At 40.6% G+C, this 16368-nt stretch carries 13 protein-coding genes; 6 read left to right on the top strand and 7 right to left on the bottom strand.

All coding sequences use genetic code 11. The annotated features are described in order from the left end of the window. Window positions 1-103: 103 nt before the first annotated feature. From ACFE93_RS22710 to ACFE93_RS22690, 5 genes are all read right to left on the bottom strand, one after another. Window positions 104-1477 carry an alkaline phosphatase family protein gene (locus ACFE93_RS22710; protein WP_375476476.1) on the bottom strand — a complete coding sequence of 458 codons (1374 nt, stop codon included), beginning with the start codon at window positions 1475-1477 and terminating at the stop codon, window positions 104-106. Window positions 1478-1593: 116 nt separating this feature from the next. Further along, window positions 1594-2817, bottom strand: coding sequence for a metabolite traffic protein EboE (gene eboE, locus ACFE93_RS22705; RefSeq protein WP_375476474.1), 1224 nt, complete (start codon window positions 2815-2817; stop codon window positions 1594-1596). Between the two features lie 350 nt (window positions 2818-3167). Further along, a complete protein-coding gene (gene eboC, locus ACFE93_RS22700; RefSeq protein WP_375476472.1) occupies window positions 3168-4097 on the bottom strand; it encodes a UbiA-like protein EboC in 930 nt (309 codons plus the stop codon). Between the two features lie 127 nt (window positions 4098-4224). Then, the gene (locus ACFE93_RS22695; RefSeq protein WP_375476470.1) at window positions 4225-5133 is read right to left on the bottom strand and encodes a TatD family hydrolase; all 909 of its coding nucleotides are present in this window, start codon (window positions 5131-5133) and stop codon (window positions 4225-4227) included. An 85-nt stretch (window positions 5134-5218) separates the two neighbouring features. Beyond that, on the bottom strand, window positions 5219-6100 hold the full coding sequence (locus tag ACFE93_RS22690; protein WP_375476468.1) for an EboA family metabolite traffic protein: 882 nt from the start codon (window positions 6098-6100) through the stop codon (window positions 5219-5221). A 492-nt stretch (window positions 6101-6592) separates the two neighbouring features. On the opposite strand from ACFE93_RS22690, the gene ACFE93_RS22685 reads away from it, so the two are divergent. Next, entirely contained in the window at window positions 6593-7795 is a 1203-nt protein-coding gene (locus ACFE93_RS22685) for a 3-dehydroquinate synthase (protein WP_375476466.1), read from the top strand. Between the two features lie 335 nt (window positions 7796-8130). Here ACFE93_RS22685 and ACFE93_RS22680 read toward each other — a convergent pair whose 3' ends face one another. Both ACFE93_RS22680 and ACFE93_RS22675 read right to left on the bottom strand, forming a co-directional pair. Then, a complete protein-coding gene (locus ACFE93_RS22680) occupies window positions 8131-9327 on the bottom strand; it encodes an acyl-CoA dehydrogenase family protein (RefSeq protein ID WP_375476464.1) in 1197 nt (398 codons plus the stop codon). Between the two features lie 1100 nt (window positions 9328-10427). After that, a complete protein-coding gene (locus tag ACFE93_RS22675; protein ID WP_375476462.1) occupies window positions 10428-11126 on the bottom strand; it encodes a YdcF family protein in 699 nt (232 codons plus the stop codon). Between the two features lie 313 nt (window positions 11127-11439). Between ACFE93_RS22675 and ctpB the strand changes: the two genes are divergently transcribed. The 5 genes from ctpB (at window position 11440) to ACFE93_RS22650 (ending at window position 16301) form a co-directional block, all read left to right on the top strand. Continuing rightward, window positions 11440-12780: a carboxyl-terminal processing protease CtpB gene (gene ctpB, locus ACFE93_RS22670; protein ID WP_375476460.1), complete on the top strand. Its 1341-nt coding sequence runs from the start codon at window positions 11440-11442 to the stop codon at window positions 12778-12780. Window positions 12781-12922: 142 nt separating this feature from the next. Then, window positions 12923-13891 carry a glycosyltransferase gene (locus ACFE93_RS22665; RefSeq protein WP_375476458.1) on the top strand — a complete coding sequence of 323 codons (969 nt, stop codon included), beginning with the start codon at window positions 12923-12925 and terminating at the stop codon, window positions 13889-13891. A gap of 685 nt (window positions 13892-14576) precedes the next feature. Further along, complete coding sequence (locus ACFE93_RS22660; RefSeq protein WP_375476456.1) at window positions 14577-15269, top strand: EAL domain-containing protein; 693 nt, start codon at window positions 14577-14579, stop codon at window positions 15267-15269. A gap of 91 nt (window positions 15270-15360) precedes the next feature. Then, window positions 15361-15573: a hypothetical protein gene (locus tag ACFE93_RS22655; protein ID WP_375476454.1), complete on the top strand. Its 213-nt coding sequence runs from the start codon at window positions 15361-15363 to the stop codon at window positions 15571-15573. 32 nt (window positions 15574-15605) lie between these two features. Next, entirely contained in the window at window positions 15606-16301 is a 696-nt protein-coding gene (locus tag ACFE93_RS22650; RefSeq protein ID WP_375476452.1) for a response regulator, read from the top strand. Window positions 16302-16368: the final 67 nt, after the last annotated feature.

Genomic DNA, 16368 nt, shown 5'->3' with positions numbered 1-16368 from the left:
TGAACTCCATTAATGAGCCTCTGAACTCCATTAATGAGCCTCTGAACTCCATTAATGAGTATTTGAACTCCATTAATGAGCCTCTGAACTCCATTAATCGCTACTACTGATCTAAATGTTTGAGAATCAACGAGCAAACATCTGTGGCCTTGATTTGATGTTCGTCAACTAGGTGAGTTTGATGGGTAATAAATAAAGCCCCTTCATCTGGAGAAGTGGTAATATGACCGTGAGAGCCACGCACCAGAGAAGCATCCAGAGGAATCACATCCATTAAGTAGCGAAAACCCAGTTGTTTCTTAAGTAGTTTAAGAGCAATTTTTCCTTGAGGAAATTTTATTTGCGGATCGAGGAAAAGTTCTACAGGATCGTAACCAGGTTTGCGGTGGATATCTACAGTTCTAGCAAAATCAGGCGCTTTTGCATCATCAAGCCAATAATAATAGGTAAACCAAGCGTCAGATTGAGCGATCGCTACCAACTCCCCCGATCTAGGATGATCGAGATGGTAGGCTTGTTTACCTTCGTCATCCAATACCTGCGCTACACCTTCAGTCGCTTCTAAAAGCGATCGCACTTTCGGGATATACGCCGGATCGTTCACATATACATGAGCAATTTGGTGATCGGCAACGGCAAAGGCAATGCTAGCACCAAAATCGAGCAGTTCTCGCCCTAATTCTTCTCGCACAGCAATTAAACCGTTTTCCCGTAATACGCGGTTTAAATCCACCGCTTTAGAGACTGGCGTAATACCATACTCAGAAAGAATAATTACCTGAGTATTACGTGCTTGAAAATATTCAATTAAATCGCCACAAACAGCATCAATTTCTCGTAAATCTGCTTGAATCTGTGTTTGATTGTTACCAAATTTTTGCAGACAGTAATCTAAATGTGGTAAATAAACTAGTGATAATGTCGGGCTATAACGTTCCTCAATCCATTTTGCAGAATTGGCAATCCATTGACTAGAATTAATAGAAGTTTTTGGCCCCCAGAAATCGAACAGAGGGAAATTTCCTAAATCAGATTGAATTTGCGATCGCACATCACTAGGATGGGTATAAATATCAGGTAATTTTCGCCCATCTGCGGGATACATCGGACGCGGCGTAATTGCATAATCTGCTGAAGAATACATGTTGTACCACCAAAAAAGGTTGGCACAAGTGAAGTTTGGATCGATTGATTTAGCTATTTCCCAAACTTTGGGAGCCTGTACGAGTTTATTAGATTGTCGCCAAAACTTCACTTCGCATTCATCGCGGAAGTACCAACCATTAGCGACAATTCCATGTTCATCAGGCAATTTTCCTGTTAAATAAGTAGCTTGAACTGAACAAGTTACCGCAGGTAAAACTGTTGCGATCGGGATGAGTTGCCCAATAGCCGCCCAAGAAGATAAAAACGGTGTGTTTTCTCCTAGTAAACTGGGCGTTAATCCCACAACATTTAGAACAACAGTTTTTTGCATCAGCCTAATCCTCTATTATACCAATTTGAAACAATAAATAGAAACGCACTTTATAATGCACCCCTACAGATTTAAACCAGAAAACCACGCTTAAATCTTAATTTACGAATTACGAACTACGAATTACGAATTATTTTTAATACCCACTCATATTCACGCTGAATAGAAGTTAGCAAATCTATCTTCATTTCTGATGGCAATACATCCCAAGTGTAAGTCTCAATTTCTAAATGGGAGCAAGCATTATTTGTCTGAAGTAGATGCAAAACAGTAGCAATATCATCTTGGGTAGATTGCAAAATTTGATAATCATGAATGAAAATTGGCACATGAAAGTGAGTCCGCCATTCTTCAGCGAGAGATTGCTCTAAATGTGGTAATGCAGTTATTAAATCAGGATAGTGATGGAGTGTACCATCGCTACGACGTTCTATTACCTGATGAAGATAGGTAGATTCTGCAAAAGGACGTAAGCGTTCAACTATCAAACTCCGCTTCTCAACCTCAGCAGGTATTTTTACTTTAATTGCAGCGCTGATTTGAATTTTCCCAATTTTAATACCTACCGCTTGCAAACGCGTAAATACAGATTGTGGCTGCTCATATTCAACTGAAAAATGGCAGGTATCATAGCAAACCCGAACGTGTTCTAGCAATTTAGTCTCTGCTAAATCCGGCTCGATATTTAATTTTTCTGATAAATAACTACCACCTATTGGCAATAACCAATTTTGATAAAAGTCAATTACTTCTGAGGTATTTTCAATTAAACCATCAGGCTCAGGTTCTAAATCAATATGAAGTATCTTGCCTGTTTCTTCGCTGATACGAATCATTTCTACAACAACTGATGCTATATTCAAACAACTGTTTTTCACAACTGTCTCGGAAGTGGCTTGGTCTTTTACCCACCAAGGTTTATAGGATAATGGTAGTGTAGAAATTCCGCCATCAAGTCCTTCGGGTAACAGAGCAGCTAAAATGTGTGCCAAGTTTAATGTATAATTAATCCGTTCTTGTGTAGACCAATCTGGTGCATAAACTTGGTCTTTTACCACCTGTCGATGGAATCCGCCATAAGGGAATCCATTTAAGGTGAAAACATATAAATCTTCTTGAGTTAGCCACGCTTGAAATTCAACTAAATTATTAGTTTCTAAAAGTTGTTTTGCCGCAACATCTGCTAATCTCAAGCCAATACCAAAAGGTTCTGTAGGCGATAAACGTGATTTGAGTTCGGGAATATACTTTTCTAAATTGGCGAAAACCTCTAGCCAACTTTCACCAGGATGAATATTGCTGCAATAAGTTAAGTGATTATTGTTTTTTGTAATTTTCATTTTCTAGCCTTATCCTTTGTATATGTAATCTATTTTCTTTGGCTTATACTATTTCACAAAAACCTGCCACATATTCATGGTTAAAGGCGCACATCTATCATTGGTGTCAACTTCAGAAAAAATCTGCTTTGAGAGGATGTTTTGCCCTCATCCCCTAACCCCTTCTCCCAACTTGGGAGAAGGGGAACTAGAGAATTTGCTTCCCTCTCCTAAGATTGGGAGAGGGGTTGGGGGTGAGGGTCAAACCTGGAAAGTTAGCCAAATCTAGCTTATATGTTAAGTTGACACTTACGTACATCTATGCGCCCATATAAACGATTCATAAGATTACTGGGTGTACACATTCAAATTTAAGTAACAGCAAAGACTTTTGCTAACTTCATCGAAATTGGTAGCAAGATTAAAACTAATAAACCGTAATACAAACCAGCAAAACCAGATGCAACGGTTGCATCTAAGACTATTAGAGATAAAACACCTATTTTCACAGCATTTCGGATATTTTCGGCTATCGGTTCCCGCGCAGCTTTGATAAAGTTAGGCAAGATTCTAATAGCTAATAAAATAGCAAATGGTAGAGCTGCGATCGCTGTATATTCTCCTAATAATCCTAAAGCTAAAACTGCTGTCAAAACTATTGCAATTAGCAGTAGCGCGACTACTCCCGTAATCTTCTTACCTCCGTGAACTTCACCCTGACTAATTGCAGTAATAGCAGCAATATAAAGAACAGGAATTAGTGCTAAATACCAACGTTCTCCGATGATTTCTGGTACAGCACTTACACCTAATAATAAGTTACTGCCACGGCACAAACCCATATTTAAAGGGCCAAAGAAAGGATGATGTTTGGCGAGTGAGTTATAGAGGAGGCATGAAAGAGTGATAAAAATAGCGATTGCAGCACTCAACAACGATACTTGAAAAGCAGCTATAATCCCGATTACAAATAGTATACTCCCCAATAAAGTAGCATTTTGACGAGATACGCGACCACTAGGAATTGCTCTATTTGGTCGCTCTTTTGCATCTAATTCGGCATCGAAAACATCGTTAAAAACTACCCCACCGCCGTATAAACCAGTTGTAGCTAATAACAACCAAGCTAATGGAATTAGTATGGCAAAAGTTGCTTCGCCATTAATTAATTTAGTAAAAATTATTCCACCAGAAGCAGCAAAACCAAGAAGGATATCCGCCCAAGCAGTAACAATATTAGCAGGACGCATCAATTCCAGATAACCCCGCCAGCCTTGAAAATTTAAGCTTGCAACATTCACTTATCTGCCTCCATGCCTAATAATTTCTCCAAATAAACTGCATATTACAGATGAACCAGATATTTATGCAATTCCTTTTTCTCACTCCCCAGTACAGACGCGATTAATCGCGTCTCTCCCCGATTTTCTACTCAATCAACACAAAATCTGAAACTGATTTGATTCCTGGTTCTTGTCCCCGCAGCACAGAATTACCACTGAACAACTGACGTTGATCGACAGATTGGGGATTGAGCCAGTCTGACGCTTTCATCTGCCCAGTTTGACTGTAAGCAGCTAGGGCGTTTTCATAACAAACGGCTTGCACATGTTCTTCAGGAATACCCCTATCTAACATCAACTGAGCCGTTTTTGGGACTGCCAAAGGATCGCTAATACCCCAATCAGCACTACTATCTACAATAATGCGATCGCGTCCATACTTACGGACAACTTCAACCATCCTAGCGTTACCCATCTTCGTCTGTGGGTAAATTGTGAAAGCCGCCCAAAAACCCCGTCCTAATACTTCTTCAACAGTTTCTTCGTTGTTGTGATCGATAACTACTTGTGAAGGATCTAAGCCATATTCAATACAGCGATCCATACTCCGACTAGCACCCGCCTTCTTGTTACGGTGAGGAGTATGAATTAGTACCAAACTATCGAGTTCTTTGGCTAATTCTAACTGTTGACAAAAGTACTTATCTTCTGCCTCTGTCATATCGTCATAGCCAATTTCACCAATGGCAACAACTCCCTCTTTACAGGCATAAAGTGGTAGCAGTTCCATAACTTCAGTTGCTAGCGCCTCATTGTTAGCTTCTTTCGGATTTAGGCCGATTGTGCAATAGTGTTGGATGCCAAACTGACTAGCACGAAATCGTTCCCAGCCCACAAGACTACTGAAATAGTCTTTAAATGAGCCAGCGTTAGTTCGGGGTTGTCCTAACCAAAAGGCTGGTTCAATAACGGCGACAATTCCATATTCACGCATTACTAAGTAATCGTAAGTAGTACGCGAACACATGTGAATGTGAGGATCGATAAACATCATGGTCTTAATGATTGTGGATTAGGGATTAGGGATTGGGGATTAGGATTAAAATAATTTTTTCCCAGTACCCAGTCCCTACTCCTTTTCATTTGTAAACGAAGAGGCGATCGCGGCTAAAACTGCTCCAAGTCAGATTACCTTGTTGAATGGATGACTGTAAATCTGGGTAATGAGAAAGTAATGCTTGCGCTTGGGGTAAAGGAGACTCAGCACAAGCTAAGGCTGCTGCTTCTTGTTCGTGTATATCCCCATTAACCAATACTTTTTCCAAATCTGTGATGATGGCGCTATCGGCAAACCGCCCTACAGGCCGCCAAAGTTCTGGCGTAACTGTGCGTTTAGCTGCCCAACGTTCATGGGCATAGTCTGCCAACATCCTCGCCAATTCTGGGTTAGCACGCCGATCTAAACCCCAAATTAGATGTAACGGACTGCCGACAAACACAGCCTTCAGCACCATCTGATTCCAAGCAGCATTATCTAAATAATTCGCTGGATAAGGGTTACGTAGTGCTATAGCTTGGAATACATTGCTCATATTGCTGCGAATTCCCTCAGCAGTACGATGGCGATGTAACTCTGGGTGTGGTAATAACGGCAAACTTTGATAAAGGACAACTAATTCCCCCATATCGGCAGTAGAGAAAACTCGATCGAGCGATCGCACATAGCCTTGGGGATCATCGTGGGGCAATGCTAAAAGCAAAAGTGTGCGACCTGCTTGATCTACACTCCAATTACCAGGATACCAACCGGGAATTATATCCTCTGCTGCTTCCAAGTCCTGGAATGTTAGTTGCAAATCCTGTTTACCTAAATAACGCGGCACAGCACTAAAAGCCGTAAAAAACACTCTCTCAGCAGCGCCGCTAGCAATCTGTGCCTGCTTTTGTGACAACCAAGTAAAAGCTTTCTCTGAAACAGACTTTAACAGCCAACGATGCAGTAATTGGTTTACTTTACTCATGATAAATTCAGGATAAGTTGCCCAACTTTTTTGTGACAACTTTTTTGTGACAACCAAGTATAAAATATACCACTAAACTTGATTTTTTGGGGATTGAAACAGTTAGATAATATCCTACTGAGATCGGAACTTCACTGAATCTATAAAAATATCTTGATTTTAAAGAAGATACTGTAAAGATACCATTTTGATTAGATAAATCCTCAAATTATCTTACGGAAAAAAATTAGAATTTTATGTAATAACGATCTCCATTACAAACCTTATAGATGAAATATAGACAACAATAAAAAATATACATGAATGAATGTTATTTTTAACTTGAACGCTAGGCAAAGACACTTCAAAACTATGATTAAGTGAGTAAATAGATTTGTCTAGGAATTCATTTCCAGTTTGAATTACTTAGGAAATTTATCAGGCCTATTTCGGGATAAGTTTAAATTGCAGTAGTATATCTATTTACAGTTACTTAAAAACAATAATATTCAAATGATTATTCAACAAAAAAGCGCTCTGAATCTGCAACCAATTAACCAATGCGTACGTGTTACCTTTAATTATAATGTTCACTTTACTAAAGGTCTGTTTCAGTTAGATAATCCTTTACTCGCACAAGCGATCGCCGCAGATGGGGAGACAACCCCAAAACAAGTATTAGCGGTGGTAGATGGAGGATTTTTACAGTATCAAGATGGGCTGTTAAAAAAATTATCAGTCTATGCTCAATGTTATCAAGATGTACTAACACTGAGTGGTGAGCCGATAATAGTTCCAGGTGGAGAAGCAGTCAAGAATGATTCTAGATTTATAGAGCAAATTCATCAGCGGATCAATGCAGCTGGATTGTGCCGTCACTCCTACGTTTTAGCAATTGGAGGTGGAGCCGTCCTAGACATGGCAGGATACGCAGCAACAACGGCTCACCGAGGAATTAGGCTGCTACGAGTACCGACAACAGTATTAGGGCAAAATGATTCTGGTGTAGGAGTAAAGAACGGAATCAATGCCTTCGGTAAGAAAAACTTTTTGGGTACATTCATGCCACCTTATGCTGTCTTGAATGACTTTGATTTTCTTACTAGCCTCGACGATCGAGATTGGCGATCGGGTATTGCAGAAGCAGTGAAAGTAGCGTTAATTAAAGATGCAGATTTCTTCGATTTCATTATGATTAATGCCGAGAAATTGGCTAATCGAGACATGGACATAATGGAAAGGTTAATCTATCGTTGTTCCCAGTTGCATTTAGAGCATATTGCTGGTAGCGGCGATCCCTTTGAAATGGGTTCATCGCGTCCTTTAGATTTTGGACACTGGGCTGCTCACAAACTAGAGCATTTAACTAATTACAGCCTACGTCATGGTGAAGCTGTTGCGATCGGCATTGCTTTAGATACAACCTATTCATATTTAACAGGTAAACTCTTGCAATCTGAGTGGCAAAGGGTTCTAACTACACTCAAAAAATTAGGCTTTACTTTGTATATATCGGCATTGACTGAGCAATTAGATCGACTAGACCATCCGCATTGTCTATTTAGGGGGCTTACCGAGTTCCGCGAACACTTGGGAGGAAAATTGACAATTACCCTTCTACAAGGAATCGGAGAAGGAATAGAAGTTAACCAGGTGGATTTGTCTTTGTATAGAGATGCTATTTTGATGCTGCAAGATTGGGAACTTTTGCATTAATTCTCCATTGGATGCAATCAACAGAAACGATGACTAACGACAAGCCGCTACGCTTTTTCCATTGCTTACTAGAAAAGTTTTCATTGGCGAAGTCATTGTATTTGATACCCAACACTTTAATTTGATCAAACTGAAAATCCTGAAGCTGCTAACATACTTCCTCTGTAAAGAGGTTATATGCCAAAGCACCAATACCTGAATCTTGACGTGATGTTGCTCAACTTGACAAATATAACGAAAAAGCCCTTTCTTAAACCCAAGGGGCAACTTGGTACGAGATATTATATTGTCCTGGCATGCCCGCTATTGGAAGTAACTAGCTACCCCTCAATCTATTACAAAAAGTTCACGATCCCCAGACGCAAGATATCTCGCGTAAAGTCACAGGAATAACCGATAGTTGCATCAGCAAGAAACTTGCCAGCCAAGCACTCTTTTGTCACCCCATACCCCCCAAGAATTTCAACGGCTGTTTGTGCGTTTTTGATTGCAACATCCACTGCAAAAGTCTTGGCGGCTGGTGCTTTGATTGTGGCGGCAAGTTGGGGAGAAGTTTCTGCTGTAACTGCTGCATCCCATACCACCAGTCGTGCAGCCTGGGTGTTAATCATCATATCCGCTAATTTTAAAGCCACTGCCTGATGTTCGATAATTGGACGACCCCAACTGACTCTTTGCTTGGCATAACTCAAAGCATATTCATAAGCAGCACGAGCCAAACCAACATAAGAAGCTGCCAGCCCAATAGCTACTTCTGGAAGCAACATTAGTAGTTTTCCGGCTTCTCCTTCTTGTCCAATCAGATTTTCCGCAGGGACTGGGACGTTATCTAGGCTAATCTCAGCATGATGAGAGGCTTTCCAACCAATCATCTGTGTCTTTTTGCCAAACTTAATCCCAGGTGTATCTGTTGGAACGAAAAAGATAGACAAACTTTCGCGCAATGGTTTATCCATCGCTGTACGGGCAATAATAAAGTAGGCATCCGCAATTCCAGCATTTGTGACTAACGAGGATTTTGTCCCATTAAGGATGTATGTATTGCCCTCACGCGCTGCAAAGGTCTTCATCCCAATATTGGAGTCTGGGAGCGCGCAGAACATATCAGAAGTGGCGACATTGGGTTCACTCTCTGCGGCGCTGAACAGATGGGGTTTACCGGAATTGACAAAAGATAGTATTCGTTTTTGTTGTTCTGTGGTTGCTGCCCTAGTGACAAATAGTGACATCGCTGCGGTGAGATTGAAATAACTACAAGCAATGCTGACATCCACAGCGCCTATTTCTTCCAGTACTATAGCCAAATCTATACACTTTCGCCCCACACCTCCTAACTTTTCTGGAAGCATCAAGGACGTAAATCCTAATTCAGATCCCTTATAGAACAAATTTTGGCAAAATTCCCAAGGTTCTATCTCTAGATTGTTAGACTCTTCGATTATACGAACAATAGGCTGAATTTCATTTTGGGCAAAGTCACGAGCTTGTATTTGCAATATCTGCTGTTCTTGAGTCAGGTTGAAGTCAATCATGTCTTATCCTTTTTTTCCCATATCGCCAATATCTAACTTTGTTTCAGGTATTACAAACTAAATTTTTTAACCGCATTTCCCTAGATAATCTTTGTATATAAATAGAAAAATTATTAAGATAAAATAGTTTTATAATCCACTCGGTTGTACTCACATTTATCTCCAATACCTGTGAAATATTGTCTGATATCAGATGAATGTTAACCTTAGTGCGATAATTCCCAGTAAAGGGATATATGTTCTGTGCTGTTGCTATCACTGCATCTAAGCAAATATTAATTGAAATAAAACTAGTTGAACCAGCCATATTTTGAATGAACACAGTAAATTTAAAATCTCAATTTTCCAAAACTATTAAGTTTTATAAAATCTTGAATTTCAATTTTATTAAATATATTATTCTTCCAAAAAATCCTTGATTTGTTGTGTAAATTATATAATTTATTTTATAGAAGAGACAATTCAAATTTTATGGAAACAAAAAGTTAACTGAATATCTTCTACAATTTTAAAATTTACAGTATGTAAACTGCGATCGCAATGAAGAATCCTTTGATTAACTTGTCAATTCTTTATCAGTACTGAATAATTTGCCTATACTGACCAAACCTTTGATGCCGTAAGGCGTTAAGCATAATATTTTAATCTGTAACCCCGTATTCTTTCTCGATCACACTCAACAGCCTTTCCTGAAACTCAGTCAAATATGGGCGTTTCAACTCTCCCAAACACAGAATGGTTCTTCTAGCTTGCCACCGTCTCGTAGTCTGTTAATGCGTAGGTGTAGCCCGCCGCAAGCATCACTAATCTGCTAGCCACTTGCAAACTCCGAAGGAGCAAGTTGGAGGTTGATTTACACAAAACAAGCGTAAAAAGACGCGAAGAAATGAGCTTATAGTAACTTAAAAGAAAAGGCCGAGGAATTAGTCGCAGCCCTTGAAGAAAATCCTTTTCAAAATCCTCCACCTGATGAAAAGCTGGTTGGGATTTATCAGGTGCTTATTCTCACAGGAGAAATATACAGCATCGGTTGGGATATAAGATCCTCGAATCTGAGCAAGTAGTCAAGATAATTCGTCTGTGCAGGCATTACAAGTAAGTTATCTCGTCAACCCTCCTTGGTGTTCGCAATGAAAACCTCGATGCTCCCAAGCTTGCATATCTACATCGGTAAGTTTTGTGACATTTGAGCATTGCGGTTGAATAATTTGACTTAAAATCGCCCAAAATAAGCTGCGTGTTACATCTAATCCAGTTTTAGCCCAAGATTCATGATTACCAGGAATACCCAATTCTTGAACAATCTCTGTCTCTACCCAAATACCATGAGCGCCTAAAAGAATCTGTGCCATCCATTTAGCTCTGGGTAAATGACTGGCCGAGGTAATCAACATGACTTTATGCACTCCCCAACGGCGCAGAATTGGAATACTATAATAAAAATTTTCAAAGGTAGAATTCGCGCAGTTTTCTAACCAAACGTTTTGTAACTCTGCTAATTCCGCCTGAAAAATTAACCATATACAGGGATCTGGGGAACCATGAGAAATTAAAATTGGGGTTTGTGGGTATTGTTTTGCCTGTTGGGCAACATAAGTTTCTCGACGAATACTGCCACCTAGCACAAAGAAGGCATCTATCGGCTGCGAAGAAGCAAAAACTAAGGTTATAGTAGTAAAAATCAGCCAAGCACCCAGGATAAGATACAATCCACCACTGAGTTTTTGTAACAATTGCCACAGATTAGCAGATTTTTTTTTAATAGAAATTAATGATTTGATGGTAAATTTGCGTTTCATGACTTAAGTAAGAAAAGCTGATTTTACTGCTGTTTAACAATACTGCAATTGAACGAGCAAAGTGCTATCTTATAAAAGTAATCTAGAATGCAAACATGACGCAAATTAAAGTGTCACACGCTCAGGATAGCCTTCCGGAGAAGACTAACAAAGTGAGAAATGATTGTTAATAACTAATGCAGCATTTTTGGCATCATTAAAAGGATAAAAATGATGAATAAGCATAGTTGATTCTAGGGTATAAAAACTTAAAAATTTCTGGAAAGCCTGATTGCTAAACTGTCAACAACACAATTATTCCAGCTAAGTATACATGAACCGATCTGCTAAAAGTTACTCACCGCTCCAAGTAGCCTTGATTGGTGGAGCGATCGCCACAACTGCTACCATGTCCGTGTTCGGCCCCGCTTGGACTCGTAGTGTCCGTGCTGCTCTAGCCCTACAAGACAGCCCAAAAGTGATAGTTGACCAAGTTTGGCAACTGGTAAATCATGAATATGTTGATGGTAAATTTAATCAACAAGATTGGCAAGCAACCAGGCAAAGCCTGTTGAGCAAAGACTACTCTTCTCGCGAAGAAGCATACACTGCCATCCGCGAAGCTTTACAAAAGTTGGGAGATCCTTACACTCGGTTCATGGATCCCCAACAGTTTGAAGCTCTGACTAGCCAAACGTCTGGCGAAGTCTCTGGTATCGGCGTTCGGATGGAAGTGAACGAAAAAACTCAGCGGCTCACCGTTGTCGAAGCCATAGAAAATTCTCCGGCGCTGAAAGCTGGAATCAAAGCAGGCGATGAAATTTTGGCAATTGACGGCAAATCCACTCTTAAAATGAAAGTGGATGATGCTTCTAAGCTAATCCGTGGCAAAGCGGGTACTCCCATCAAGATACGGGTGGGACGCGCAGGCCAAAATGCCTTTGATGTGAAGCTGACAAGGGCAAGTATTGAAGTCCCAACAGTACGCTATACCCTCAGACAAGAAGGGAACCGCCGCGTTGGCTATATCCGTTTGCGAGAATTTAGCGCCCACGCCGCAGACCAAATGCAACGAGCCATCCGCGATTTAAACACTAAGAAAGTTGATTCTTATGTCTTAGATTTGCGAGGAAATCCTGGCGGTTTGTTGCAGGCAAGTATTGAAATTGCTCGGATGTGGTATGATAACGGCGGAATTGTCAAGACAATAGACCGTGTGGGCAGCAGTGAAGAAACTAAAGCCAATCGTACTGCTTTGACAAATCGTCCTTTGGCGGTCTTAGTGGATGGTAATTCAGCTAGTGCTAGTGAAATCCTTACAGGGGCGCTCAAAGATAATAAGCGCGCGGTAGTTGTAGGTGGTCAAACCTTTGGCAAAGCCTTAGTCCAGTCAGTTCATGAACTCGCAGATGGTTCCGGCTTGGCTGTCACCATTGCCCATTACTACACCCCGGCGGGAACGGATATTAACCACAAAGGAATTACACCAGATATCAAGCTAGACTTAACAGAGGCACAAGAGCGTCAATTGGCTTCTAATCCAAATTTAATCGGAACTAAGAGCGATCCCCAATATGCTCGAGCGATCGCAATTCTATCAAACAACAACTTTGCCCAGCCGCCAGCAAATCAACCGACTCGACCCATGAGCCGCGCTGGTGACTTGAAATTTTAGGTGAGTTATTTGTTACCGAGTATTCACATATTATATTCCCAAATCCAGATTTTTGGAGTTATGGAAACTGCTTGATATTACCGTTCCAAGATTTTGATTTGGGAATACTAGTTAGTAATCCCATCTCCAAAATCTCAGATTTATGAATCATCAGCCAGTTGATGCAACCACCGCCACCAGCTTTTTACCAATGGTGTCGGTGGTTGTTCCTATTTATAACGGTGAGGCAGATTTAGCAGAGTTAATCAATTGTCTGTTGTCTCAAACTTACCCAAAAGACCGCGTAGAATATTTGTTGGTAGATAATAGCAGTAGCGATCGCACTCTTTCCATCCTGAAAACATCTGCCGAAAATTGCCCAATTACAATTCGCCCCTTGAGCGAAACCCAAATTAAAAGCTCTTACGCTGCTCGTAATACCGGGATTCGCGCCGCTACGGGTGAAATTATCGTTTTTACTGATGCAGATTGTCGCCCACAACCGCAATGGTTAGATGCATTAATCCAGCCTTTTGTCAACAAAGAAGTGATAATTGTTGCTGGTGAGATTTTGGCACTACCAGGCACAACTCTGCTAGAACAACACGCAGACCGTCAAGAAACTTTATCGCAAAAGCATACCCTTAACCATTCCTTTCGTCCCTATGGTCAAACAGCTAATTTGGCGCTTCGACGCATTGTCTTAGAAAAAGTGGGTTTATTTCGTCCCTATCTGACTACTGGTGGCGATGCTGATATTTGTTGGCGGATTTTGGGGGATAACATTGGGCATTTGGAATTTGCCCCAAATGCGATCGTTCAGCACCGCCACCGCGCTACACTTCAAGAGCTGCAAAGTCAATGGCGGCGTTATGGATGCTCAAATCGCTATCTGCACGAACTGCACGGTGTAGATTTAATGCGGGAGATGACACCCAAAGAATACGGCTATCGTTTGGCACGTTGGTTATTAAAGGAAGTACCAAGAGATATTAAAAAGGCGATTGCCGGTCAAGCTACCCTTGTAGATTTATTAAATACTCCCATTGGTTTGTTCACAGCTAGGGCGCGTACTGCTGGACAAAGAGACGCCAAGCTACCAGAGAATGCCAAGATAATTGCTCGACTGTAACGAAGAAAAAGGGCGTTGCTGATTCTGATTAAATATATAAATTTTGGTATAGAGAAGTTGCAGTTTTTAGTACAGCACGGTGTAAATAAGCAGACCATTGAAAAGCTCTAAAGAACTTATTCTATAAAACTTTTGACTTTTGACTTCCGCCTTGCTGTACTAGTCTCTACAAAGGTTTTGAAATCATGCAAAATCATCTTTATCACTGAATTTAATAACGCCTAAGCAAAAATGCTCTGGTAAGTCCAGAAGCATTGACTCAGACGCTTATTCTTTCCTTAGCTCACAAAATCGAATGTATCTTAAGAAGTATTTTCAAAACCAAGTAAAGCAAATATGCTGTTATTAATAAGCTTTTAACTTTAATACCTTGTATTTAATGAAATAAAAATTTCAGTAGGTAGGGCTTGTTGCCACTTAGCACTTTGGTCGTTATTAAACAAGTTTGTGGCACTAAATAGGGCTAAAAGTTGATTGCTTCCTCATTATTATAGAGAGATAAGTTAGTAAATCAAAAAACTAAGTTCTGTCATATTTATTTATAGAGTGTCCGCTCTTTCAAGTAACCTTCTCTCCTTCCCTGCTCAATAGCGTCTGAAGTCTTGAAGAAAGCATGAGGATTGCTTTCCCTGCTCTCTTAATTGACAGTTACACTTCATAGTTTTGTGAGTTGAGCAACATGAAAATGGATGGATTTAATCAACAGATAGAGGGACTATTAAAATGCTATGTAACTAAACTCAACTCACAACACGAGATGATAACAGAAGCTTTCGATGAACTTAACACCGCAATGGAAGAACTATTGATAGCTTCCGAGGAGTTAAAGGTAATACGAGCTGCAGTAGAGAAAGAGCGCCAGTGTTACCAAGACTTGTTCGAGTTTCCTCCAAACGGTTACTTGCTAACTAATACCAACGGGATAATCCAAGAGGCTAACTATGTGGCAGCAACTTTGCTCAGTGTTCAACAAAAATATTTAGTAGGCAAACCATTAATTCTTTTTATAGCTCAACAAGACCGCCAGTCCTTTAACTCTCAAATAAACAATTTGCAGGAGATACTGAACTGGGAAGTTCACCTACAGCCACGGAAATCATTAGGCGGTCTTTATAACTTTCCAATTAGTCTGTTGAAAATTGACCGTTCTTTTATCAGCCTGATAGGCACTAATAGTAAGAATTTAGAAATTATTGAGATAATTGTCACCTTAGCACACAAGCTAGGTGTGGATGTGTTTGCCGAAGGGGTAGAGACAAAAGAGCAACTATTACTTGTAAGAAAGTTAAACTGTCAATATGGCCAGGGACATTTTTTCTCAGTTCCGTTAAATAGCTCGGCAGCAGAAGCATTAATTATGGAAAATCCTCAATGGTAAGAGTTGTTTAAAATCCTGAGCATAGTTTTGTCTAGCCTATGCGCCATCAAAATTTGGCATATAGCTACTGGAAACTGCCTTACTATATTGATTGCTCAGTCTGAGCTACAACGAGCAAACTCTCCTCAGCGGTAGCCAAGGTGAAGCCATCAACTGTTGGACAACTTTGCGCCCAGCCCCTCCCTATGAAGGTGCGATTATTAATGCAGCAACAGGGTTGATGGAGGCACAGATGCGAACTTTAAAAACTTTAGAGGCGGTAGAGGTGAATTCAAGTTGCTCAATGCCTACCAACTTTCGCTAAATTGGAAAAAGGAAAACTCAAGGGAATTTTAAATGTCAGCACAATTGTTACTGGTAGATGATGAACCAGGGATACGGGAAGCCGTGAAAGACTATTTGCAAGAGAGCGGTTTCAGCGTTCAAGTCGCCAGTAACGCCCTTGAAGGTTGGGAATGGATGCAGCTGAATACACCTGATTTAGTGATTTCTGATGTGATGATGCCTCAAGTGGATGGCTATCAGTTCCTGAAGCAACTACGAGAAGACTCCCGTTTTCAAGCACTTCCGGTAGTATTTTTAACTGCTAAAGGGATGACAGGCGATCGCATTCAAGGCTATCACGCTGGTGTTGATGCCTATCTACCCAAACCCTTCGATCCAGACGAGTTAGTGGCTATAGTCGAAAATTTGCTATCCCGTCGCGCCGCTAAGGCTGCGAGTACGGGAGATGATGCTGAAACCCCCGATCTTGCTGAACTAGCCAATCAGATTGCCCAAATTAAAGCATTGTTAACTCAAAAAAATGCTATTTCCCAATCGCCAGCCCCTTTTAAAATTGATTTGACTCCCAGAGAACAAAGTGTTTTAAATTTGGTCGCAGAAGGGTTGATGAACAAAGAAATCGCCCGTCGCTTAGAAACCAGCGTCCGCAATGTCGAAAAATACGTCAGCCGTTTGTTTAGTAAAACTGGTACCAATAGCCGTACAGAGTTAGTTCGTTTTGCTCTAGAACATGGTCTTGCTAAATAGGTATTGGGCATTTGAGCATTGGGCATTGGGCATTGGGCATTGGGCAAAACAGTTCCGTTAGCGTCAG

The sequence above is a fragment of the uncultured Nostoc sp. genome, assembly GCF_964247315.1.
GTDB lineage: Bacteria > Cyanobacteriota > Cyanobacteriia > Cyanobacteriales > Nostocaceae > Nostoc.
This window is presented reverse-complemented; position numbering and strand designations above follow the sequence as displayed.

Coding starts and splice junctions, on each gene's coding strand:
- ACFE93_RS22710 (WP_375476476.1), bottom strand. CDS start 1,477: ATGCAAAAAACTGTTGTTCTAAATGTTGTGGGATTAACGCCCAGTTTA.
- eboE (WP_375476474.1), bottom strand. CDS start 2,817: ATGAAAATTACAAAAAACAATAATCACTTAACTTATTGCAGCAATATT.
- ACFE93_RS22695 (WP_375476470.1), bottom strand. CDS start 5,133: ATGATGTTTATCGATCCTCACATTCACATGTGTTCGCGTACTACTTAC.
- ACFE93_RS22690 (WP_375476468.1), bottom strand. CDS start 6,100: ATGAGTAAAGTAAACCAATTACTGCATCGTTGGCTGTTAAAGTCTGTT.
- ACFE93_RS22685 (WP_375476466.1), top strand. CDS start 6,593: ATGATTATTCAACAAAAAAGCGCTCTGAATCTGCAACCAATTAACCAA.
- ACFE93_RS22680 (WP_375476464.1), bottom strand. CDS start 9,327: ATGATTGACTTCAACCTGACTCAAGAACAGCAGATATTGCAAATACAA.
- ACFE93_RS22675 (WP_375476462.1), bottom strand. CDS start 11,126: ATGAAACGCAAATTTACCATCAAATCATTAATTTCTATTAAAAAAAAA.
- ctpB (WP_375476460.1), top strand. CDS start 11,440: ATGAACCGATCTGCTAAAAGTTACTCACCGCTCCAAGTAGCCTTGATT.
- ACFE93_RS22665 (WP_375476458.1), top strand. CDS start 12,923: ATGAATCATCAGCCAGTTGATGCAACCACCGCCACCAGCTTTTTACCA.
- ACFE93_RS22660 (WP_375476456.1), top strand. CDS start 14,577: ATGGATGGATTTAATCAACAGATAGAGGGACTATTAAAATGCTATGTA.
- ACFE93_RS22650 (WP_375476452.1), top strand. CDS start 15,606: ATGTCAGCACAATTGTTACTGGTAGATGATGAACCAGGGATACGGGAA.